The organism is Brachybacterium sp. JB7 (assembly GCF_003335205.1).
Lineage (GTDB): Bacteria > Actinomycetota > Actinomycetes > Actinomycetales > Dermabacteraceae > Brachybacterium > Brachybacterium alimentarium.
The window spans coordinates 32,098-53,809 of sequence record NZ_QPGN01000003.1 but is presented as its reverse complement, the minus strand read 5'-3'; the positions used below and the strand labels follow the sequence as shown (position 1 = coordinate 53,809).

Annotated in this window: 22 protein-coding genes; 7 read left to right on the top strand and 15 right to left on the bottom strand. The window is 71.4% G+C overall.

Features of this window, described 5'->3' with window-relative positions; genetic code table 11:
* The first annotated feature begins 6 nt into the window (after positions 1–6).
* Both CIK81_RS04790 and CIK81_RS04785 read left to right on the top strand, forming a co-directional pair.
* Entirely contained in the window at positions 7–711 is a 705-nt protein-coding gene (locus CIK81_RS04790) for a DUF3841 domain-containing protein (protein ID WP_158541920.1), read from the top strand.
* Between the two features lie 134 nt (positions 712–845).
* Complete coding sequence (locus CIK81_RS04785) at positions 846–1,610, top strand: SDR family oxidoreductase (RefSeq protein ID WP_114307453.1); 765 nt, start codon at positions 846–848, stop codon at positions 1,608–1,610.
* A 24-nt stretch (positions 1,611–1,634) separates the two neighbouring features.
* Here CIK81_RS04785 and CIK81_RS04780 read toward each other — a convergent pair whose 3' ends face one another.
* The 4 genes from CIK81_RS04780 to CIK81_RS04765 all read right to left on the bottom strand — a co-directional run bounded on the left by CIK81_RS04780 (position 1,635) and on the right by CIK81_RS04765 (position 6,679).
* Positions 1,635–2,012, bottom strand: coding sequence for a PH domain-containing protein (locus CIK81_RS04780; protein WP_096196411.1), 378 nt, complete (start codon positions 2,010–2,012; stop codon positions 1,635–1,637).
* A gap of 285 nt (positions 2,013–2,297) precedes the next feature.
* Positions 2,298–4,379, bottom strand: coding sequence for a PhoX family phosphatase (locus CIK81_RS04775; protein ID WP_158541919.1), 2,082 nt, complete (start codon positions 4,377–4,379; stop codon positions 2,298–2,300).
* Positions 4,380–4,482: 103 nt separating this feature from the next.
* Complete coding sequence (locus tag CIK81_RS04770) at positions 4,483–5,514, bottom strand: proline racemase family protein (protein WP_114307454.1); 1,032 nt, start codon at positions 5,512–5,514, stop codon at positions 4,483–4,485.
* Entirely contained in the window at positions 5,504–6,679 is a 1,176-nt protein-coding gene (locus CIK81_RS04765; RefSeq protein ID WP_241963967.1) for an alcohol dehydrogenase family protein, read from the bottom strand. The genes CIK81_RS04770 and CIK81_RS04765 overlap by 11 nt, the downstream gene beginning before the upstream one ends.
* A gap of 252 nt (positions 6,680–6,931) precedes the next feature.
* On the opposite strand from CIK81_RS04765, the gene CIK81_RS18140 reads away from it, so the two are divergent.
* A complete protein-coding gene (locus CIK81_RS18140) occupies positions 6,932–7,405 on the top strand; it encodes a CvpA family protein (protein ID WP_158541918.1) in 474 nt (157 codons plus the stop codon).
* A 113-nt stretch (positions 7,406–7,518) separates the two neighbouring features.
* Here the strand turns inward: CIK81_RS18140 and CIK81_RS04755 are convergent, their stop codons facing one another.
* On the bottom strand, positions 7,519–7,836 hold the full coding sequence (locus tag CIK81_RS04755) for a hypothetical protein (protein WP_096166732.1): 318 nt from the start codon (positions 7,834–7,836) through the stop codon (positions 7,519–7,521).
* A 242-nt stretch (positions 7,837–8,078) separates the two neighbouring features.
* On the opposite strand from CIK81_RS04755, the gene CIK81_RS04750 reads away from it, so the two are divergent.
* Both CIK81_RS04750 and CIK81_RS04745 read left to right on the top strand, forming a co-directional pair.
* The gene (locus tag CIK81_RS04750; protein WP_241963966.1) at positions 8,079–9,329 is read left to right on the top strand and encodes an MFS transporter; all 1,251 of its coding nucleotides are present in this window, start codon (positions 8,079–8,081) and stop codon (positions 9,327–9,329) included.
* Between the two features lie 135 nt (positions 9,330–9,464).
* Positions 9,465–11,063, top strand: a complete 1,599-nt coding sequence (locus CIK81_RS04745) for a C69 family dipeptidase (protein ID WP_114355459.1) — start codon at positions 9,465–9,467, stop codon at positions 11,061–11,063.
* A 73-nt stretch (positions 11,064–11,136) separates the two neighbouring features.
* Here CIK81_RS04745 and CIK81_RS04740 read toward each other — a convergent pair whose 3' ends face one another.
* Positions 11,137–12,585 (bottom strand): SDR family NAD(P)-dependent oxidoreductase, encoded by a 1,449-nt coding sequence (locus tag CIK81_RS04740; protein ID WP_241964038.1) that lies wholly within the window; start codon positions 12,583–12,585, stop codon positions 11,137–11,139.
* Positions 12,586–12,764: 179 nt separating this feature from the next.
* Here CIK81_RS04740 and CIK81_RS04735 point away from each other — a divergent pair, with 179 nt between their 5' ends.
* Positions 12,765–13,298, top strand: coding sequence for an SRPBCC family protein (locus CIK81_RS04735; RefSeq protein WP_114355457.1), 534 nt, complete (start codon positions 12,765–12,767; stop codon positions 13,296–13,298).
* Positions 13,299–13,346: 48 nt separating this feature from the next.
* On the opposite strand, the gene CIK81_RS04730 is transcribed toward CIK81_RS04735, so the two are convergent.
* From CIK81_RS04730 to CIK81_RS04705, 6 genes are read right to left on the bottom strand one after another with little or no spacing between them, the layout of a single operon-like run.
* Positions 13,347–13,805, bottom strand: coding sequence for a CHY zinc finger protein (locus CIK81_RS04730; RefSeq protein ID WP_114355456.1), 459 nt, complete (start codon positions 13,803–13,805; stop codon positions 13,347–13,349).
* A complete protein-coding gene (locus CIK81_RS04725) occupies positions 13,802–14,398 on the bottom strand; it encodes an energy-coupling factor transporter transmembrane protein EcfT (RefSeq protein ID WP_096166722.1) in 597 nt (198 codons plus the stop codon). Before CIK81_RS04725 ends, CIK81_RS04730 begins: the two co-directional genes overlap by 4 nt.
* Entirely contained in the window at positions 14,392–15,078 is a 687-nt protein-coding gene (locus CIK81_RS04720) for an energy-coupling factor ABC transporter ATP-binding protein (protein WP_096196405.1), read from the bottom strand. The genes CIK81_RS04725 and CIK81_RS04720 overlap by 7 nt, the downstream gene beginning before the upstream one ends.
* Entirely contained in the window at positions 15,075–16,202 is a 1,128-nt protein-coding gene (locus CIK81_RS04715; protein WP_096196404.1) for a thiolase family protein, read from the bottom strand. Before CIK81_RS04715 ends, CIK81_RS04720 begins: the two co-directional genes overlap by 4 nt.
* On the bottom strand, positions 16,195–17,319 hold the full coding sequence (locus CIK81_RS04710) for a class I adenylate-forming enzyme family protein (protein ID WP_114355541.1): 1,125 nt from the start codon (positions 17,317–17,319) through the stop codon (positions 16,195–16,197). Before CIK81_RS04710 ends, CIK81_RS04715 begins: the two co-directional genes overlap by 8 nt.
* On the bottom strand, positions 17,316–17,981 hold the full coding sequence (locus CIK81_RS04705; RefSeq protein ID WP_114355455.1) for a biotin transporter BioY: 666 nt from the start codon (positions 17,979–17,981) through the stop codon (positions 17,316–17,318). The genes CIK81_RS04710 and CIK81_RS04705 overlap by 4 nt, the downstream gene beginning before the upstream one ends.
* A gap of 60 nt (positions 17,982–18,041) precedes the next feature.
* On the opposite strand from CIK81_RS04705, the gene CIK81_RS04700 reads away from it, so the two are divergent.
* Complete coding sequence (locus CIK81_RS04700; protein WP_114355454.1) at positions 18,042–18,680, top strand: TetR family transcriptional regulator; 639 nt, start codon at positions 18,042–18,044, stop codon at positions 18,678–18,680.
* A 6-nt stretch (positions 18,681–18,686) separates the two neighbouring features.
* Here the strand turns inward: CIK81_RS04700 and CIK81_RS04695 are convergent, their stop codons facing one another.
* Genes CIK81_RS04695 through CIK81_RS04685 form a run of 3 tightly spaced genes read right to left on the bottom strand, consistent with a single transcriptional unit; the run spans position 18,687 to position 21,687 of the window.
* On the bottom strand, positions 18,687–19,589 hold the full coding sequence (locus CIK81_RS04695) for an ABC transporter ATP-binding protein (RefSeq protein WP_114307467.1): 903 nt from the start codon (positions 19,587–19,589) through the stop codon (positions 18,687–18,689).
* Between the two features lie 53 nt (positions 19,590–19,642).
* On the bottom strand, positions 19,643–20,725 hold the full coding sequence (locus CIK81_RS04690) for an iron chelate uptake ABC transporter family permease subunit (RefSeq protein WP_114307468.1): 1,083 nt from the start codon (positions 20,723–20,725) through the stop codon (positions 19,643–19,645).
* Positions 20,722–21,687, bottom strand: a complete 966-nt coding sequence (locus CIK81_RS04685; RefSeq protein WP_114307469.1) for an iron ABC transporter permease — start codon at positions 21,685–21,687, stop codon at positions 20,722–20,724. Before CIK81_RS04685 ends, CIK81_RS04690 begins: the two co-directional genes overlap by 4 nt.
* Between the last annotated feature and the right edge of the window lie 25 nt (positions 21,688–21,712).

The window sequence follows — 21,712 nt, the reverse complement described above, 5'->3', positions numbered from 1 at the left end:
GGGTCCATGATCGACGACGTGATCGCTCGTGGACGGACCGCAGCACGTGGCTCCCTGCGGCCCTATGGCCGGCTCCCCATCCGGCCGTGGTTCCTCGCGCCGCCGCTGACCGTCGCGGCGGACCCGTCGGCCGATGTGCTGACCCTGCACACGATCCAGACCGCGTCGGCCTATCGAATACTGGTGGCCGACGGCGTGCTGTGCGGGGAGTCCTGGCTCGGGGAGCCGGAGTTCCAGGAGGCGTACTCCTGGATGCTGCGGCAGATGGACGAGCGCGACATCCCGGGCCCGCGGGGCCGGATGCTGTGGCTGTACGCGTCGACCCGGCGCAACGTGCTCCGCTACAACGCCGGTGGGGCTCGCGGCGAGGTCATGCTGACCGTGCGGATCCCCCGCGACCAGGCGCTGATCAGCGATCTCCAGGACTGGCACGCCGCACTGAACCGGTATCTCCACGTGCCCCTGATACCCGGCGAGAGCTATAGCTCCTGGGAGGAACGGTGGACCTCGCTCGAGGAGGCCTTCAGCGCTCGTGCGGGCCCCTACTACTCGTGGCCGCTCCCCCGGTGGCCCGATGATCTGCGCGCCGAGCTCGAGACCTCGTGGGAGGCGATCTTCGATCCTGCGACCTGGGTGCCGGAGCGGACCCTGCAGGCCACGGTGCGCGAACTGCACGCCGACGACGTCACTCGAGCCGTGAGGATCCTCTGAGCTGCAAAACGCTCGGGATCTACCCCAGATCGCTCGACATCTCCGCTGCTCATGGTGCTGGTGCTCATGCGCCGGCCACGCGCCTGCTCGCCGACGGCGGCAGCGCCATGGCCCGCAGCACCTAGGCTCGCCCCATGACTTCGACGTCCCTGATCACCGGTGCCAGCTCCGGCCTCGGCACCGAATACGCCCGCCAGCTCGCCCGTCGCGGCGACCGCCTCGTGCTCGTCGCGCGCGGCGGCGCCCGGCTCGAGGCCCTGGCGCTCGAGCTGGCACAGGAGGGCGCGGCGGAGGTCGAGGTCCTCGCCGCGGACCTGTCCTCGCCAGACGACATCGCAGCGGTCGGCGATCGCCTCGCCGACGTGGCGCGGCCCGTCGACACCGTGATCAACAGCGCCGGTTTCGGTCTCCCCCTCGCCTTCGAGACGAACGACATCGAGGACGAGGTGCGCCACCTCCGCCTGCACGACGAGGTGCCCATGCGCCTCATGCACGCCGTGCTGCCGAGCATGCTGGCACGGCGCTCCGGCACGATCATCAACATCTCCTCGGCCTCCGCCGTGATGCCCCGGTCGACCTACGCCGCGTGCAAGGCCTGGCTGGTGTCCTTCTCCCAGTGGGCCAACGGCCGGTACTCGCCGCGCGGAGTCACCGTCACGGCGGTGTGCCCCGGCTACACCCACACCGACTTCCACGCCCGATTGGGCCTGGCCAAGGGCCAGGAGGGGATCCCCGGCTGGCTGTGGCTGGACGCCCCACGGGTCGTCGAGGAATCCCTGCGGGACGTCGATCGCGGGAAGTCCCTCTCCGTGCCGAGCCGCCGCTACCGCGCGATCTACACCGCCGCCCGTTTCGCCCCGGCCGGGCTCATGTCCCGGCTCGCGGCGCGAGGGCGCTGAGCGCCGTCGTGCGGCCGCAGGTGCTCAGGAGGAGTGCAGCACCGCGTTCGCGATCAGCAGGTCGAGGCGGCGCACATCGATGTGCTTGCCGACGTTGATCTTGATGTGACCGGCTCGCGTCCAGAGCTCGATCTCGGCATTGATGTCCAAGGTGCCGGCGTTCTCCGAGGACCACATGTTGATCGCCGAGTAGGGCAGGGAGTAGATCTCCACCTTCTTCCCGCGGAGCCCCTGGGCATCGCGCACGATCAGCCGCTTCGTCGTGAAGACGGCGGAGTCGCGGAACGTCTTGTACGCCGCGATGGCGCGCTCCTCCGGGACGAGCAGCGGCGTGACGTCCTCGGGGATCGGGCATTCCTCCAGGAAGGTCCACGAGGTGATCGCAGCAACCGACGTGTCCATGTGGCCGACTCCTTGATGTCTACGGGAAAGGTGGTCAGCAGCGGCCGTCGAGTCGGCAACGTGCTTCTCCGCCCAGAGTACCGAGCAGCACCGACATACGGTCGCCCGTCCCGTGACGAGCTTTTCGCGGCCCTCCCCGACGGGTAGGTCAGCCGTCGGCTCATCGGCTCCGGGAGTCGTCAGCCCTCGGGCCGTCACCCTGACGATGTCGCCCTCATGATGGCGGCCTGGTGACGTCGGCCCGCGGACCTCACCCCGGGGGATCCACCCCGGAGGGCGTCAGCCTCAGCCCTGGCCCCGGGTGTCGGCGGTGCCGCCGCTGCTCCTCGCACCGCGCGGCGGCGTGTGGTGCTCGCGGTAGGCCTGGATCACGGCGGGACGCGGCAGCAGCTCGGAGAACTCCTGGTACGGGAACTGCGAGCGCTGGGCTCCCCATTCACCGTCCTCACCCGGGTGCTGCACGGCGACGACCACCAGGCCGTCCTCGTCGTAGACGTTCGGGCCGCACACCTCCGCGTCGACCGGGACGGACAGGAACTGCTCGGTGTAGCCGCGCGCCTCGCCCTCCAGCGTCACGCGGAACAGGCCGTCGTTGCAGCCGATGCCGCCGGGGGCGCCGTCGGTGGAGACCCAGAGGTTGCCCACCGAGTCGAAGGCGACGTTGTCGGGGCAGGACATCGGCGAGACCTTGTCCACCGGGTAGCCGCCGTAGTACACCTCGTAGTCCTCGCTGTCCGGATCCCCCGCCATGATGAGGATGTTCCAGGTGAAAAGGGTGCCGGACTGGCCGTCGGCCTCGATGAGCTCGAGCACCTGGCCGCTGCGGTTCGCGGCACGGGGGTTGGCCTCGTCGATGCCGAGCTCGCCGGACTCCTCACGGTCCTCGTTCTTGGTCAGGGCCGCGTAGATCCTGCCGGTCAGCACGCTGGGCTCGACATCCTCCGGACGGTCCATCACGGTCGCGCCGGCCGCGTCGGCGGCGAGGCGGGTATTGACCAGGACCTCTTCGAGGGTGAATCCCTCGACCAGGGAACTCTCGCCGTCGGTGAGCTGGAGCCACTCGCCGGTGCCGTCGAACTCGCCGTCCTCGGGCAGGGTGCCCTTCTCGTCGACGAGCTCCGAGTCGCCGGTGAACTTCGCGGCGTACAGGCTGCCGTTCTCCAGCAGGGTCATGTTGTGGGCACGGTCGCCCTCGATGTACGCGTCGCGGGAGACGAACTTGTACATGTACTCGAACGCCTGGTCATCCCCCATGTAGGCGACGGCGAGCCCGTCCTCCCCGATGATCGTGGAAGCCCCCTCGTGCTTGAAGCGGCCCATCGCCGTGTGCTTCTTCGGGGTCGAGGTGGGATCGAAGGGGTCCACCTCCACGATCCAGCCGTACCGGTTGCACTCGTTCTCGTAGCCCTCGTCGGCCGTCGAGAACCGCGGGTCCACGGACTCCCAGTTGCGGCTGCTGACGCCCACCCCGTAGCGCTCGTGCGCCGCGTTCTGGGCGCCGCCGCCGAAGTAGCCGTGGAAGTTCTCCTCGCCGGAGAGCACGGTGCCCCACGGGGTGCGGCGGCCGGCGCAGTTGTTGATCGTCCCTTTGACGGTGCGGCCGGCGGGGTCGGCGACGGTCCGCACCAACTCGCCGCCGGCGGCCGGGCCGTCCAGCTCGAAGTCGGTGTCGAAGGTGAAGCGACGGTTGTGCTCACCGCCGACGACATAGCTCCAGGGTCCGTCGCGCCCTCTGCGCTCGAGGTCGACGGCGGAGAGCCCATGTGCGGCCATCTGGATCTCGATGCTCTCCCTCTCGCCGATGCTCGGCGGGACCATGAGCGCGATGTTGTCGTACTCGTGGTTGTTGAACATGACGGCGCGTCGTCCGTGGGAGCCCTCGACCTCGAGGATCTCTGTGTAGTCGTTGTTGTAGCCGAACTGCGTCGCGAGCGCCTCCGCGGTCGTGTTCTCCGGATCGAAGGGGATCGAGTCCTCGAACAGCGGATCGCCATAGCGGATGATCGGCGACCAGGTGTAGTCGGCCGGCACGGTCATCTCGTCGGCCTCGGCATCGACCGGGGCGATCGGTTCGAAGCGCAGCGGGGTGCCGGCCGGCGCGTATCGGTCCGACGGGGGCTCGGCCCCGTCGGCCAGTGCGGGAGAGCTCGCGACGCCGGCATAGGCGACGACCATGGCCCCCGCGCCGGCGGCGCCGAACAGGGCACGACGCGAGATGGCGGCATCGGCGATGTCGCCGAAGTAGCTGTTCCCGCTGGTGTTGCAGGTGTCGTAGGCGCACTGATTCGCGCATTTCAGCGCGCAGGTGACGGCCGAGCGTTTGCCGCGCGTGCGTCCCGTCATCAGCAGGGGCAGGGTGATCGGCATGCCGGGGTCCTCTCCATCGAGCACAAGTGACCCGCGCCACACTAACAAAGTGGGTCGGCGGAGAGTCGTTCCCCAGATGACGGGGCGATTCGTCCCGGAGGGCTCACGAGCTGAGCAGCTTCTCCAGATCGGAGGAGTCCACCAGCGGGTCATCGAGGTCCACGGTGATCCGCGAACGGGCCATCAGGCGGGCCCGGCCCGTGATCGTCGACTGCCAGGCGGGGAAGTCCCCGACCATGGCCTCCTCGCCGACGGTGCCCACGAAGCGGTTGCCCCGCGGGGAGATGGTCTCCAGAGTGTCCCCGGTCGCGAGCTCGTCGGTCCCGGCCAGGAGCGCCAGCCGCGCGGAGGTGCCGGTCCCCGTCGGGCTGCGGCAGATGACGCCGGGATGCACGTAGGTCGCGGACCGCGACTCGACCGTGCCGTTCTCGAGCGTGCGCACCCGCCCCATGAAGTGGACGAACGGGAGCGGGCCCACGTCGCCCAGGGTCGGATGCTCCTGGCGCAGCCCCGGGCGGGCCGTGCGCACGAAGGCGTCCCCGAAGGCCGTCAGCGCGATCTGCTCGTCGGCCGTGAGCTCGAAGCCGTGGTCGGCGGCGGTGATCATGGCGTAGTAGGCCCCGCTCCACACCAGGTCGAAGCGGACCCGTCCGTAGGAGGGCACCTCGACCGACAGTCCACGTTCGGCGACATAGGCTGGTTCGCCCTGGGTGGTGATCGACTCGACCCGCCCGTCGCGATTGCGGGCGGTGATCCGGGCCAGCCCGGCCGGGGATTCCAGGACCACCTCCTGCAGGCCCTCGGTCATCTCGATCATGCCGCTCTCCAGCAGGGCGGTGGCGGCGCAGAGCGTGTTGGACCCGGAGTACATCGGGTATCCCATCGCCTCCATGATGATGTATCCGGCCTGCGCCTCCGGATGCCCCGGCTCGACGATCAGATCCACCGACATCGCCGGGTCCCCGTACGGCTCGGACAGCAGCAGTCGGCGCAGCCCGTCTCCCTCCCGTTGGAGGTAGCGGGCCTTCTCCAGCGCGGTGCTCCCCGGCAGCGGCTCGATGCCGGCGGTGACGATGCGGCTCACGTCGCCGCCGGCCTGGGTGTCGATCAGCTCGATCGTGCGTTCATCGCGCATCGGGATCACCGCCCGTCGAAGTCGCGTCGGCCGTAGCGAAGGGCGCGCCGACCTCGTCCCAGTGGCGGTCCGGCACGACGACCAGCTTGCCGATGTAGCTCTTGCCCAGGAACGTGCGCTGCGCCTGGTGGAAATCGGAGAGGCGGAAGGTGCGGTCCAGCAGTGGACGGATCGTGCCGTCCTCGATGTAACGCACCAGGCGCCGGAACGCGGTGCGGGTCCCCTGGGAGGAGCCGTGCAGCTCGAGCTGCTTGAGGTACATCGTGCGCAGGTCCAGATCGACCACCGGGCCGCCGATGGCGCCGGCCGTGCTGTAGCGGCCCTCCGGGCGCAGGATCCGCAGCAGATCGTTGAACATCGGCCCGGCGACCAGATCGGCCACCACGTCCACGGGTGCGTCGACCACGCGTGCGACCTCGGCAACCAGGTCCGGGGCGTCGCGGAGGATGATGCCCTCGGCGCCGATCTCCCGCAGCGCCTCCTCCTTGCCGGCGCTGGTGACGGCGTAGGGGATCGCCCCGCGCGCCCGCGCCAGCTGGATGATCGCCGAGCCGACGCCCCCGGAGGCCCCGGTCACCAGCACCCGCTCCTCCGCGGCCAGACGGCTGCGCACCAGCATCTGCTCGGCGGTGAGATAGGCGCAGCAGAAGGTGGCGAGCTCGGCGTCGCTGATGCCGGTGGTCATCTCGTAGGCGTTCTCCGAGGGCACCGCGACGTACTCGGCGTACCCGCCGTCGCGGCCGTGGCCGATGTAGTCGATGTCCGCCAGGCTGTCGTCGCCCTCGGGCCGGTGGTAGATGCTGAAGTCCACCATCACCCGCTGTCCGAGGCGCGCCTCAGGCACGCCGTCTCCGACGGCCACGATGCGGCCGACGATGTCCGTGCCCTGGATGCGCGGGAACTCGAGCGTGGAGCGGCCGCGCCGCCAGGAGGACACCTCGGTGGGATCGGTGTCGCTGCCATACGCGCCCTCGCGCACCCACACATCGGTGTTGTTCATCCCGCAGGCGTGGACGTCGATCAGCACCTCCCCCGCCACCGGGCTCGGCGTGGGCGCCTCGCGGGTGTGGATCAGCTGCTCGAGACCGCCATGGCCCACCAGCTGGACCGCGCTCATCGTCTCGGGGATCGAGGTCTTCTCTGGGTTCGAGGTCGTCGACATCATCGGGGTGCCTCCCCTGCTCGGAACGCCCGACCATGCAGTCGCGCGGTTCCCATCGAGGATTCCACCTCGGAGCGGTCCCGGTCCATAGGGAGGGCCGACGGCGCCGCGCGTGGCGCGCCGCGCGCTCACCACTCACCACTCGTCACTCACCACTCACCACTCACCACTCACCACTCACCACTCACCCAGGCTCGCCGTGGCACGATGCCTCCATCGCACGCCCTGAACGCAGAAGAGCAGAAGAGGTGGACCATGGACTGGATCGTCGACGTCGTGATCGTGCTGATCCTGCTCGGCACCACCGCCTCCGGGCTGCGCTCAGGATTCGCCGCGACCCTGGGGGCACTGCTGGGCCTGGCCGCCGGGATCGGCGCCGCCGTCTGGGCGATCCCGCACATCACCGACGCCGTCGATCCTGACTGGCGCACCCTGGCCGCGGTCGGCTCGCTCCTGGCGCTGCTCCTGATCGGCAGCGGCATCGGCGGCCGGATCGGGCACATGGTGCGCCGTGGCGCGGACCGCCTGCACCTGGGGATCATCGACCGTCTTCTCGGCGGCGCGCTCGGCCTCGTGATCGGCGCGGCCGTCGTCTACCTGGCCGGGTCAGTCCTCACCGGATCGGGCATCCCCGCCCTCTCCTCGGCCGTGGACTCCTCCCGCGCGCTGCAGATCGTGGTGGAGACGACGCCCGCAGCCCTCGACGGGGTGCTCGAGCGGCTGCGGTGACGAGCACCCGCCCGGGCTGACACGGGTGACGCGGAGACGCGAAGAAGCCACCGTCGGCGGTCTCGCGCCGGAGCAGCCGTCGGCGGCGACGTGCAGGCGTGCTCCGTCCGCGCTCAGCCGCCCGCGGGCCCTCCCCGCTGGGCGAGCTTCTCCTTGACCCCGCGCAGTGCGCGACCGAGTCCTGAGGCGTTGTCCTCCTCCTCGGGCAGCTCCACGTAGTCGACGACGGCGCGCATGGTCGCGAAGTCGACGCTGGGCATGCCGTCCTCGAGCAGGGTCCCGATCCGCTCGCCGACGAGGACTTCGAGGGTCTCGGCCGCCTCGGTGCCCCGCTTCTCGCGAACGCTCTGGAGGCGCTGCTCCAGCAGGGAGGCGGCGACGGCGGAAGCAGGGATGGGCTCAGAGTGGCCGGCGACGGTGATGTGTTCCATGGTGCGTCCCAACGTATCGAGGATCGGCGCGCGATACGTCCCTGCGCGCCTGCCGGGCTGCTGCGACCGGCTCCACAGCAGAGTACCGGGATCGTCCAGCGCGACCGCGGACCATCCACGGGCGGCCGCCGCAGATCCCTCACCCCACCCTGGCCCCGGCACGAGCCCGCCTATAGGATCGAGGCGTACTCACCGCTACCAGCGTCGGCAGCGTTCCCCGCCCGATCTGTGCTGGAGCTGTTGTGACCTCGCATCCCACCTCGCCGTCCGCCCCGCTGAGTCCCGGCCGCCTGCGACTGGTCATCCTGGCCATGGCACTGGGCGCCTTCGCGATCGGGACCACCGAATTCGCCAGCATGGGTCTGCTGCCGCAGATCGCCCGCGATCTCGAGGTGTCGATCCCCCAGGCCGGCATGCTCATCACCCTCTACGCCCTGGGGGTGGTGATCGGTGCGCCGCTGGTGACGATCGCCGCCGTGAGGATGCCGCGCGCACGACTGCTGGTGCTACTGATCGCCCTGATCGGACTGGGGAACCTGCTCTCGGCGATCGCGCCGAGCTTCGCGGTGCTGGCCTCCGCCCGCCTCTTCGCCGGTCTCCCCCACGGGGCGTTCTTCGGCGTCTCCGCTCTCGTGGTCTCCCGGCTCTCACCGCCCGGCCGACGCGCCCGCTCCGTCTCCCTGGTCATGCTGGGTCTCACCATCGCGACGATGGTCGGCGTGCCCGCCTCGACCGCGCTCGGGCAGCACGTGGGCTGGCGCTCCGCCTACGTGATCGTGGTGGTGCTCGCCGCGGCCACCACTATCGCGATCTGGCGCCTGGTCCCCGAGCCCGAGGGCACCGGCATCGCGAGCTCGATCCGTGGGGAGCTCCGCGGCCTGCGCCGTGCCCAGGTGTGGTTCGGCCTCGGCATCGGCTCGATCGGCTTCGGCGGCATGTTCGCCGTCTACAGCTACATCGGCGAGATCGTCCCGGGCGTCATGGGGCTGGGCGAGCGAGCGGTGCCCGTCGCGCTGTTCGTGTTCGGCGTGGGCATGACGATCGGGAACATCGTGGCCGGGCGCCTCACCGACCGCAGCATCTACGGGACGATCTTCCTCGGCCTTATCGGCATGGCGATCAGCCTCGCCGTGTTCGCGCTCGTCGCCCACCAGGCCTGGGCCGGCCTGCTCCTGCTGTTCGCGATCGCCGTCACCTCGCAGTTCATGGGCCCCTCGCTCCAGGTGTTCCTGCTGGACGCCTCCCCCGAGGCGCCCTCGCTGTCCGCCGCACTGCATCACTCGGCGCTGAACATCGGCAACTCGCTGGGGGCCGCCCTCGGCGCCGGAGTGCTCGCCGCGGGCTGGGGCCTGCTCGCCCCGGCCTGGACCGGCGTGGCGCTCGCGGTGCTGGGGCTCGGCGTCGTGACGTGGTCCTATCGCGTGCACCTGCGTCAGCAGGCGCGGGCCGGGGCGGCCGTGGCCGAGGCGTCGGAGGTCCCCGCCGCCTGCTGATCCGGGCAGCGCGCCCGCGCTCCGGGCACGTGCCAGCACCCCCGCCTCGCGCTGGCCAAGGACTACCGTGGCAGGGCACGCGATCCCGGCACGTCGGGACCGCTCCGAGAGTGGGACGACGCAAGGAGGTCACAGATGGGCTGCACAACGCTTCTGGTGGGCAGGAAGGCCAGCGCCGACGGGTCCCCGCTCGTGGCGCGCACGGAGGATTCCTCGAACGGGTCCTTCGACCCCAAGCGGGTCGTCGTGGTTCGTCCCGAGGATCAGCCCCGCACCCACACCAGCGTGCTCGCGCACCGACGGGTCGAGCTGCCGCAGGACCCGCTGCGCTACACCGCCGTCCCCAACGCCCTGCCCGATGAGGGGATCTGGGGCTGCGCCGGCATCAACTCCGCGAATGTCGCGATGAGCGCGACCGAGACGCTGACCAGCAATCCCCGGGTGCTCGGCGCGGATCCACTGGTGGAGTACGTGCCCGAGAGCGGCACGCCCGGGTCGCCGGGCCACCGGCCGGAGGTACCCGGCGGGATCAGCGAGGAGGACATGCTGACCCTCGTCCTGCCCTACATCCGCAGTGCTCGCGAAGGGGTGCTGCGCCTGGGCGAGCTGCTCGCCGAGCACGGCACCTATGAGATGAACGGGATCGCGTTCTCCGACGTCGAGGACATCTGGTGGCTCGAGACCGTGGGCGGCCACCACTGGATCGCGCGTCGCGTGCCCGAAGACCATTACGCGGCGATCCCCAATCAGCTGAGCATCGATTCCTTCGACCTCGAGGACGCCGAAGGCGAGGGGCGCGATCATCTCGCGAGCCCGGACCTGCGCACCTTCGTGCAGACTCATCATCTCGACCTCACGCTGCGCGATGAATCGGCTGACCCGTCGGCCGCCCCGTCACCCGGTCCCTCCGCCGATCCAGCCACCGGCGCGCCGAGCACGCACGTGTTCAACCCGCGCGACGCCTTCGGCTCCCATTCGAACGCCGACCATCGCTACAACACGCCCCGCGCCTGGTACATGCAGCGCACCCTGAATCCCACGAGCGAGGACTGGGACGGTCCGGAGCCCGGCAACCGGCCGGATTCGGATGACCTTCCCTGGAGCCGTCGGCCGGAGCGGAAGCTGACGGTCGAGGACGTCAAGGACGTGCTCAGCTCGCACTACCAGGGCACCCCGTTCGATCCGTACTCCCCGCACGGCACCCGGGCGGAGCGTCGAGCGTTCCGCCCGATCGGCATCAACCGGCACAACGCGCTGGCGATCCTCCAGATCCGGCCCGACCGACCGGAGAGCTCGCGCGCGCTCCAGTGGATCGCCTACGCCTCGAACCCGTTCACCACGCTGATCCCGATGTTCACCAACGTCGACGAAGCCCCCGAGTACCTCACGAGGACGACCGGGCAGGTCAGCACGGACAGCTTCTACTGGACCTCGCGTCTGCTCGCGATCCTCGCCGACGGCCACTACGCCGAGACCATCGCGGACATCGAGCGGTACCAGCGCACGACCCTCGCGCTCGGCCGCGCCGCCGTGCACGCGACGGACGAGGCCATCGGAACCTCTGCCCGGGAATCGGCCGACGGCGACTCGACGTCGTCGGTCTCAGCACGGCTGGCCGAGGCGAACACGACGATCGCCGAGCAGATCCGGGCCGAGACCGATCAGGTGCTCGCTGCCGTGCTGCACACGACGAGCAACCTCATGACCAACCGGTTCTCGCGCTCGGACGGCTGAGGCAGACGCCCACGGTGCCGGCTCGTCGGCGCGCGGCCAGCGGTGGCTCAGCGGGTGGCCGTGCGCCGACAGGTCACCACGGGCTGGGCTTGTAATCCTTCACGAAGCAGCCGTAGAGGTCCTCGCCGGCCTCGCCGCGCACGATCGGGTCGTACACGCGGGCGGCGCCGTCCACGAGATCCAGCGGGGCGTGCCACCCCTCCGCCGCAATGCGCAGCTTGTCCTGATGAGGGCGTTCGTCGGTGATCCAACCGGTGTCCACGGCAGTCATCAGGATGCGGTCGGTCTCGAAGGCCTCGCCGGCGCTGGTGCGGGTGAGCATGTTCAGGGCGGCCTTGGCCATGTTGGTGTGCGGGTGGCCGGCGCCCTTGTAGCGGCGCGAGAACTGCCCCTCCATCGCCGAGACGTTCACGATGTACGCGCGCCTCGCCCCGGCCTGCACGGCAGCGCGCATCGAAGCCCGCAGCCTGCTGATCAGCAGGAACGGCGCGGTCTCGTTGCACAGCTGCACCTCGAGCATCTCGAGGGCCTCGACCTGGTCCACCGTCTGCGTCCACGAGTTGGTGGTCTGCAGGTCCGGCAGCAGGCCGCCCGCGTCGACCGCGGTCCCGGCGCGATGCTGCTCGAGGCTCGCGTTCCCGGCGCGCAGCGCGAGCGCCGTCATCGAGGCCGCGGACTGCGCCGCCCGAGCATGCTCGAGAGATTCCCCGTCGTGCTGGGACACCGACGTCGACTCCAGCACCCCGGCGATCGCCGCAGGATGCGCCTGGGAGATGCGGTCGAAAGCCGTCATCTCCGGCAGCGCGAGGTCGGTGGGCAGCGGAGCGTCCTCGAGCTCGACCAGGCCCGAATAGGCGCTGGGTGAGCGGCGCACCGTCTGGGCGGCGTTGTTGATGAGGATGTCCAGCGGGCCGGCGGCGGCGACGTCATCGGCCAGCGCCATCACCTGGGTGGGATCGCGCAGGTCGATGCCGACGATCTTCAGCCGGTCGATCCAGTCCGCCGCGTCCTCCATCTGGGCGAAGCGCCTCGCGGCGTCCTTGGGGAACCGGGTGGTGATCGTGGTGTGCGCGCCGTCGCGCAGCAGGCGCAGCGCGATGTACATCCCGATCTTGGAACGCCCGCCCGTGAGCAGCGCGCGCTTGCCGGTGAGGTCGGTGTGCTGGTCCCGCTTGGCGTGGGACATCGCCGCGCACTGCGGGCACAGCCAGTGGTAGAAGGCGTCCACCAGGGTGTAGTCCTGCTTGCAGATGTAGCAGCCGCGCGCCTTGTTCAGCTCCCCGGCGTAGGCACCCTTCGCCGTGGAGACCAGCGGGATCCCCTTGGTCTCGTCGTCGATCCGCAGCGGGGAACCGGTCGCGGTCGCCTCCACCACGGCGCGGTCGGCCTTGCGCTGCGCCCACGTCTTGGTGCCGCGGCGCGACTTCGCCAGGCGCTTCTCGAAGGTGCGCGAGGCGCGCTTGAGGGCGACGAGGTCCTCGCTGCCGTCGGCCAGGGCGGGCGCGGCCTGCAGCACGCGCAGGGCGGTGGCGAGCTCCTCGGGGGTGAACTCGGCAGGCGTGCTGGCGCCTGCGGGCGACGCGAGCGACGCGGGCGACGCGGGCGACGCGGGCGACGCGGGCGACGCGGAAGGATCGTGGTCTGGCACCGGGCGAGTGTATGACCGAAAGCCTCACAACCCCGCGCTGTAGCATCCCGCAGATGGCCAGAATCATGCAGGTCCAGGACAGCGTCGTCGTCGCCGCCGAGGCGATGGAGCTCTACGAGCAGATCGCCGACCCCTCGCAGATGGGCCGCTGGAGCCCCGAGAACACCGGAGCCAGCGTGCCCTCCCCCGGCCGTCCGGCGACCGTGGGCATGACGTTCGTCGGCTCGAACCACCGTGGAAAGGCCCGCTGGGTGACGTCCTGCACCGTCACCGAGGCAGACCCCGGGAAGAGGTTCGCCTTCGACGTCACCGCGATCGGGCCGACCAAGCCCCTCCTGAAGGGCAGCATCGCGACCTGGGCATACACCTTCGAACCGGTCGAGGGCGGCACCCGGGTCACCGAGACGTGGACCGACGGGCGCAGGCGCTGGCCAGATGTCCTGGCCGCACGGTTCGACCGGTTCGTGACGTCGGGCCAGCTGTTCTCCGACTTCCAGCGCGGCAACATCGCGCGGACCCTCGCCGCCCTCCAGGCCGACTTCGAGGGCAGATCGCAGACGAGGCCCGATCAGGCTGACGACGGCTGACGACGGCTGACGACGGCTGACGACGGCTGACGACGGCTGACGACCGGCCTACTCGAAATACAGCTCGTGGTGCAGTGCGCACCCGGGGTTGAAGGCGGCCGCGCAGTACGGGCAGTCCTCCGCCTGGAGGTACTTCGCGATGGTCAGCTCGCTCCAGCACACCCCGCACAGCACCGCGCGCTCGTGCCGCGACGAAGCGGGCCATGGGCGCGAAGCATGGCCGGCAGTCTCCTCGTGGCACAGGTGACACGGGTAGTACTCGCCGCAGCAGGCGAAGCGGAGCGCGATCACGTCCAGCGGCGTCCGATAGTGGATGCACCGCGTCTGCGCATCGACCGTCGGCCCGTGCACCACCGGCACCTCGCCCTCCGCCGGGTCCGCCCGATCTCCGGGCGCCGCCGGGTCCACCGGCCCCGCCGGGCCGACAGGGCCGACAGGGCCGACCGGTTCGACCGGGTCGACCGGGTCGGCCGGGTCGACCGGGTCGACCGGACCTCGCCGGGTCATCGCACGCCCCTCGCGGTCAGCGCATCCCCGAGCGCGTCCGCGTGCTTGAGCGCGAGGACGAGGAAGGGCATGGCGAAGTGGCGCAGGCTCTGCCCTCCGCCACGTGCCCGCTGCGCCTCGCGCACGTCCCGTGCCAGCCCTGCCAGCACGGGCAGGGTGTTCAGCGTGACGGCGAGGACGAGCGCCGCGCGCTGGGGGTCGATGCGCAGCAGGGCGAGCGGGCCCAGCGCCCGCTCGAGCGCGTCCAGCAGTTCGCTGACCGGGGTGGTCAGGGCCAGCAGACCGCTCAGCACCACGGCCGCCGCGACCCGCATGGTGTTCGCGGCCGCCTCCTCCGGCCCGAGGAACAGCAGCTGCCCGGCGACGGTCACCACGAGGATCCAGCGGGTGATGTACAGCTGCCGCACGAGCTCCCGCGGCCCGGTGCCCGGCACCGCGTAGCAGACCACGCACACCGCCGCGGCGATCGCAGCGCTGGTGTAGCTCACGGGCAGCAGGCACACGCCGAGCACGATCATCATGAGCACCGCGGCCTTCGGGCCGGCCGGCAGGCGGTGCCAGAGCCCGGTGCCGGGTCGGTACAGGGTCAGCATCGCAGGGCCTCCTCGTAGGTCGCGATGATCGCGTCGGGCGCGCCCGTGGCGATGATCGTGCCGTCGCGGACGAGCACCACGGTCTCGCAGCGCCGGGCGAGCTCGAGATCGTGCGTGACCAGGAGCAGCCGGTGCCCGGCATCGGCGAAGAGGTGATCGGCGATCCGGCGGGCGTTGCGGGCGTCGAGATAGGCCGTCGGCTCGTCGGCGATCACCAGTCCGGGGCGCCGCACGAATGCCCCGCACAGGGCGAGCAGCTGCTTCTGCCCGCCGGAGAGGTCGTGCGCGGAACGGTCCGCGAGCTCGACGAGACCGAAGCGCTCCAGGGCAGCCTGCACGCGACGGGCCTTCTCGGCACGCGGCAGCTTCTCCGAGCGCAGGGAGAAGGCGACGTCCTCCGCGACGGTGGGCATGATGATCTGCGCATCCGGGTTGCTGAAGACGACGGAGACGCCCCGCCGCAGCTGTGAGGCCTCACGCTCCGGATCGAGGCCGAGCACGCGGATCCTGCCGCTGGTGGCGGTGACCAGCCCGCCCGCCAGCCGCGCGAGCGTGGACTTGCCCGAACCGTTCTCCCCCACCACGGCGATCGTGCGGGCATCCAGCGAGCAGGTCACGCCGTGCAGCACGTCGGTATCGCCCAGGCGCACGCCGACGTTCTCGAGGTCCAGGACGCTCATCGGATCACCTCCACGACGGCGGCGATGCCCATGCCCCCGCCGATCGAGGCGGCGGCGACCCCGAGGGACCCTGCCGGGGCGGCTCCCCTGATCAGCCGGCTGAACAGCCGCACCATGGCGACCGCCCCGCTCGCGCCCCAGGGATGACCGAGGGCCAGAGCCCCGCCGTCGGCGCAGACCCGAGGATCGTCCTCGGCCAGGCCCACGCGGTCCAGCACCGCGAGCGACTGCGCGGCGAAGGCCTCGACGATCTCGATCGCGGTGAGGTCCTCGAGGCCGAGGCTCGCAGAGACGAGGGCGGCGTCGACGGCGGGAGCGGCGCCGATGCCCGGCAGCGCGGGGTCGCAGCCGACGACGGCGTGAGAACGGATCGCCAGTCCCGGGGCACGGCCCCGCGCGCACTGCGGGACGAGCAGCAGGGCTGCGGCGCCGTCGCTGATCCGGGTCGAGGTCCCTGCCGTGAGGGTGCCGCCGGGGAACAGCGGGGGCAGCCGTCCGAACGACGGCGCGGAGGCGCGCAGGGAGTCGTCGGCGGTCACTCCGCCGACGGGGACGAGCTCTGCGTCGAACCGGCCGGCGCCTTGGGCGGCGTGTGCACGTCGATGGCTGCGGGCGGCGTGCGCGTCCTGGCGGGACCTGCCGATTCCGTCGGCCGCAGCGAGGGCGTCCGCGGCGCGCGGCATGTCCGGGTCGGGCCAACCGTCCGGGGTGAACGGTGCGCGGTCGTAGGGCACGCCGTCCCTGAAGCGTCGCGGCGCGGTCGAGGCACTCTCGACGCCGCCGGCGAGGAAGGCGCGCTCGTCCCCGGCCTCGATCGCGCGCGCCGCGTCGATCACGGCGGCGAGGCCGCTGCCGCACTGGCGGTCCACGGTCTCCGCCGGCACGTTCACACCGAGTCCCGCGGCGAGGGCGGCGACCCGGGCGGGATTCCCGCCCGGGCCCAGGCAATTGCCGAGCACCACGTCCGCGATGACGGGCTCGGTCCCGAGGGCGGCCGACGCCTCATGCACGGCGGCGCGCAGGACCGGCGCGGCCAGCTGCTCGACGCCGTGGGCGGCGAGGGCGCGGCTGCGGGTGCCGATCGGGGTGCGCCGCGCAGCGACGACGACGGCGTGATCACGCACAGCGCCTCACCTCCCCCGCCTGCACGCGGCGCAGCGCCTCGGCGCGAGCCGGCTTGCCCGACTCGGTGCGCGGCACCGGGCCCTCGAACCAGATCCGGGGACGATGCGACGAGGTGAAGCGGGTGGCCGCCAGGGAGCGCAGCGCGCGGGCCGTGGGGACGGCGGCGCCGGGCTCCGGCTCGATCATCGCGGCGACGAGCGCGCCGATGCCGTCCGTGGGCAGCCCGAGCACAACGGCGTCGGCGATCCCGGGGAGCGTGCGAAGGCCGGCCTCGACCTCGTCCGGGATCACGGTGGCCGAGGCGGCGAGGATCGCCGCGTCCCTTCGCCCGTGCACGGTGAGCACGCCGTCCTCGAGGGTCGCGAGGTCGCCGACGCTCATCCAGTCTCCGTCGGTGCGCACCGGGCCCGGGCCGCCGAGGTATCCCAGCGCCAGGTAGGGCGAGCGGACCCACAGCTCGCCCTGACGGATCTCGAGCTCGGCACCGGGGAAGGCACGGTGCCCGTCGCCGGTGTCGAGCGCGACGAAGGAGAGCTCAGCCGCGCCGTAGTAGGAGACCACGCGGACCCCGCGGGACTCGGCTTCGGCGCGCAGACCGGCCGGGAGGTGCGAGCCGCCGATGAGCGCCGTGCGCAGGTGAGGGAGATCGCCGGCCGCGAGGACGGCGCTCAGGGCCTGCGGCGTGCCGTGGAGCACGGTAGCCTCGGCGCGGTCCGCGCTGTCGGGCAGGACCGGTCGCGGGCCACCCGCGAGCGCATGCGCGAGCGAGAACAGTGTGAGCGAGGAGGCGGGCGGCGAGGGCAGCAGGATCCGCTGCTCGGCGTCCGCTCCCCCGGGGCTCGCGAGGAGCGCGGAGACGGCCTCGAAGGAGCGCTCCCAGGAGGCGGCGCTGCGCAGCACGATCCGTGGTGTCCCACTGGTCCCGGAGGTCTGCGTTGCCCAGGCCGCTTCCGCCGGGACGGGCCGGGATGCGGCGAGCTCACGCACCGCGTCCCAGTGCGCCGCCGGCCAGCGGTCGTTGCCCACCTGGGGCACGTCGCCGTCGGCGCGCACCGCCCGGAGACGGTCCAGCAGGCCCTCCCCCGAGCCGCCCAGCACCACGATCTGCGAGCTCACCGCTGCCTCTGCGCGGGCGCGGCGTCGGCCCGGCGGACCGAGCGCCGGGCGGGCTGCCACGTGCGGCGGAACGCTCGCGGGTAGGCGCGCAGCAGCGTGGCGACGACGGCGGTGGCCAGAGCGGCCTTCAGCAGGTCCCCAGGGAGGAACACGAGGCTCGCCAGGACGGTCTGCTCGAGCGGCAGGCGGGTCACGAGGCTCTGCACGGGGATGCCGACGGCGTAGATCACGAGGATGCCGCCGATGATCGCGCCGAGCGCGACCCGGAGCGCGGAGGGCTTGCGGGTCGAGGCGTGCACGATCAGACCGACCGCGAACGCGCCCAGGATCCACCCGAACATGTATCCGGCCGACGGTCCGACGAACGCGCTGAGCCCACCACGCCCACCGGCCAGCAGCGGCAGGCCCGCGGCGGCGAGGGCCAGGAGCACGATCATCGACAGCGCGCCCAGGCGCGGACCGAGCACGGCGCCCGCGAGCATCACGCCGAAGGTCTGTGCGGTGATCGGCACACCGCCGAACACGTTGAAGCTCCCGGGCAGGCCCAGCGCGGCCACGAGCGCGGCGAACACCGCCACCCGCGCGATGTCCTGCGCGTCCAGCGACCACCGCCACCCGTCGGTCCCGTCGGTGCTGTCCTGCTTCTGGGTCCTGTCGGCCATCTGACCACCTCTCTCCTGAACAGCGTTCACCTGAACGCCGTTCATCACTATAGTGAAGAGATGGCGACTTCAGGAACTCCCCGCAGACGGAGCCGTGAGGACGTCGCCGAGATGGCCCTGCAGCTCCTGGACGAGTACGGGCTCCCCGACCTGACGATGCGGAACCTGGCGACGGCGCTCGGCGTGCAGCCCAGCGCCCTGTACTGGCACTTCCCGAACAAGCAGGCGCTGCTCGCCGCCGTCAGCGCGCGGATCCTCGCACCGCTCGCGGAGCTCCCGATCGAGGACCTGGGTGCCCTGGGTGTGCATGAGGCGGTGCGCGTGCTCGGTGCACGGCTGCGCGACTGCCTGCTCACCTACCGGGATGCCTCGGAGCTGGTCTCCAGCTCCCTGTCCCTCGGGCTGGTCGGGTCACCGGTGCGACCCCAGCTGCTGGAGGTCGCACGACGCCACGGCGTGCCCGATGCACTGTCCGAGGTGGCCGCCGAGGTGCTCGTGCACTTCACCGTCGGCTACGTCTTCCACGAGCAGCAGCGCCGCACCGCGGACTCCCTCGGGCTCCTGGACGCACCGGACTCCCTGAACCCCGACGATGCGGTCGCCGCCACGAGCGACGGGGACAGCTTCGCCAAGGCGCTCACGATGATCGCCGACGGTCTCGACGTCTCCGTGACGCGGGGCGCGGGGCCGCACGGCTGACGGCGCTCAGCTCATCGCACGCGGAATCACCATCGGCGCTTCAGTCTCGGGATCGGGCATGATCCGGCAGGGCAGCTCGTAGACCTCTTCGACGAGCTGCGCCGTGAGGATCTCGGCGGGCGGTCCGGCCGCGACCACGTCGCCGTCCTTCATGACGACCAGGTGATCGGCGAAGCGCGCAGCCTGGTTGAGATCGTGCAGGACCACCACGACGGTGCGGTCCAGCGTCGAGCGCAGCCGCTCGAATAGCTCGAGCAGCCCGTACTGATGGGTGATGTCCAGGAATGTCGTCGGCTCGTCGAGCAGCAGCACCGGGGTCTCCTGGGCGAGGGCCATAGCGACCCAGACCCGCTGGCGCTGACCACCGGAGAGCTCCTCGACGAGTCGGCCGGAGAGGTCGGCGATGCCGGTGGCCTCGAGGGCGGCGCTCACCGCGGCCTCGTCCTGCGAGGACCAGCGGTCGAACAGCCCCTGGTGTGGGTACCGACCGCGGGCCACGAGGTCGCAGACGCGGATGCCGTCCGGGGCGAGGGAGGTCTGCGGGAGCAGCCCGAGCCGGGTCGCGAGCTCCTTGGTAGGCACCCTGCGTATGTCCTGACCGTCGAGCAGGACGCTGCCGGTCGTGAAGGGCAGCACGCGCGCGATCGCCCGCAGCAGGGTGGACTTGCCGCAGGCATTGGGCCCGATCACCGCGGTGTACGAACCGCGCCGGATCTGCAGGTCCACGTTCTCGCAGATGACCTTGCGGTCGTAGCCGACGCGCAGAGACTCGATGCGCAGGGCCTCTTCGTCCGGTGCGGCGGGCGGGACGGCCGCGAGCCCGGCAGGCACACTGTCCGTCGGCCCCGCCGCCCCGGCGCCCAGCCGGCCGGTGCTCGCGACTCCCGTCGCCGTCTCGTCCACGGTCATCTCCTCGTGCCCTTCCAGCAGTAGCGATGTGGTTCTCCTCCGGGTGCGCGCGCTCATCGCCGCGCTCGGAACTCGACGGCCAGCAGCCAGACCAGGTAGGCCCCGCCCAGGGACACCGTCACGACGCCGACGGGGAAGCCCAGGCGCTGGGCGAGCACGTCGGATCCCAGCAGGACTAAGGAGCCGACGAGTGCGGAGGGCACCAGCATCACGCCGGACCCCCGCACCAGGCGGCGGGCGATCTGCGGGGCCGCGAGCGCGACGAAGGAGATCGGCCCCGCCGCAGCGGTCACGAGCGCTGTCAGCGCCACGCCGAGGATCACGGAGAGCGCCCGAATCCGGTTCGCGCGCAGCCCCAACGAACGCGCGGCGTCGTCCCCGAGCTCGAGCTGGCGCAGCGGGGCCGCGACGGCCACGAGCAGGACGAGCAGCACGGCGAGACAGAGAGCCATCGGCCACAGCTGCGCGTGCCCGAGGGCGTTGAGCGACCCTGCGCCCCAGACGGCGGCCAGCATCGCCGTGTCCACATCGACCATGAGCATCAGCCCGGAGTTCAGCGAGGAGAGCATCGCCCCGATGCCGATACCCATGATGATCAGCCGGAACGACTGCACGCTGCCGCGCCGGATCGCGAGCAGGTACACCACCGCTGCGGTCACGCAGCCGCCGAGCAGGGCGCCGGCGGCGATGTCCAGGTAGCGGGAGGATCCCAGCAGGAGCATCACCACGATCGCGCCGGTGTAGGAGCCGGAGGAGAAGCCGATGATGTCCGGGGATCCCAGGGGGTTGCGGGTGAGCGACTGGAAGATCGCCCCCGACAGGGCGAGCGCCGTGCCGCACAGGACGGCGAAGAGCATGCGCGGCAGCCGCCAGCCGACCACGAGCAGCCGGGTCTGCTGGTCGGAGCGGCCCAGGAGTGCGTCGATCACCTCGCCGATCCCCAGCGGAAAACTGCCCATCCCGAGCGAGGCGATGCCCAGGGCCGCCACCGCCACGGCGAGGATCGCGCAGACGATCACCGACCGCACCGGGATGAGAGCGGAGACGCGCCCGAGACGGGGTACGAGCGCCCGGTAGCCGTGCTCGAGGCGCACGCCCGTCGTGCCTGTCGTGCCCGCGCGGTGGACAGTGCTCACAGCCCGCTCACCGTCCTGCGTCGTGCGAGCAGGATCAGGACCGGCGCTCCGACCACGGCGGTCACCAGGCCCACGCGCAGCTCGCCGCTGGGCATGATGATCCGGCCCACGATGTCCGCGATCAGCAGCAGTGCCGGGGACACCAGGAGGGTGTAGGCCATGATCCAGCGCTGGTCGGGTCCGACGATCCAGCGCACCACGTGGGGGACCATCAGGCCGAGGAAGCCGATCGGGCCCGCGAGCGCCGTCGCGGTCCCGGCCAGCAGCGTCACGGCGACGATCACGCCTACGCGCACGATGCCGATCCGCACCCCGAGGGCGGCGCCGAGCTCGTCACCGAGCGCGAGCGCGTTCAAGGGGCGGGCGACGGCGAGGGCGATCAGCACGCCGACCGCGATGAACGGGGCGAAGGAGAGCACCACGTCGAGCTGGCGACCACCGATCGAGCCGACGCCCCAGAACCGCAGGTCGTCGAACGCCTCGCGGTCGCCGAGGATGACGGCGCTGGTCAGACCGCCCAGGACGGCGCTGATCGCGACCCCGGCCAGGACCAGCTTCGCGGGCGTGGATCGTCCGCCGCCGATCGAGCCGAGCAGATACACCAGCACCGTCACCGCACCCGCTCCGGCGAGCGCGAACCAGATGTAGCCCAGTGGGGAGGCCAGGCCTAGGAATCCCACAGCGAGGGTGACCGCGAACGTCGCCCCCGCGTTCACCCCGAGGATCCCGGGGTCTGCGAGCGGGTTGCGCGTGAAGGCCTGGATCAGTGCGCCGCACAGCCCGAGGGCGGGGCCGATCACGAGCCCGACGACGGTGCGCGGGATGCGCATCTCGCGGATCATGAGGTGCTCGGCGAGGTCGGAGTCGTAGGCGACCAGCGATTCCCAGATCGTGGCGAACGCGATGTCGCGGGCGCCGACGGCGACACTCGCTGCGGTGACGGCGAGCAGAAGCACGGCCATGAGAAGGAACCCGAAGGTCCTGGTG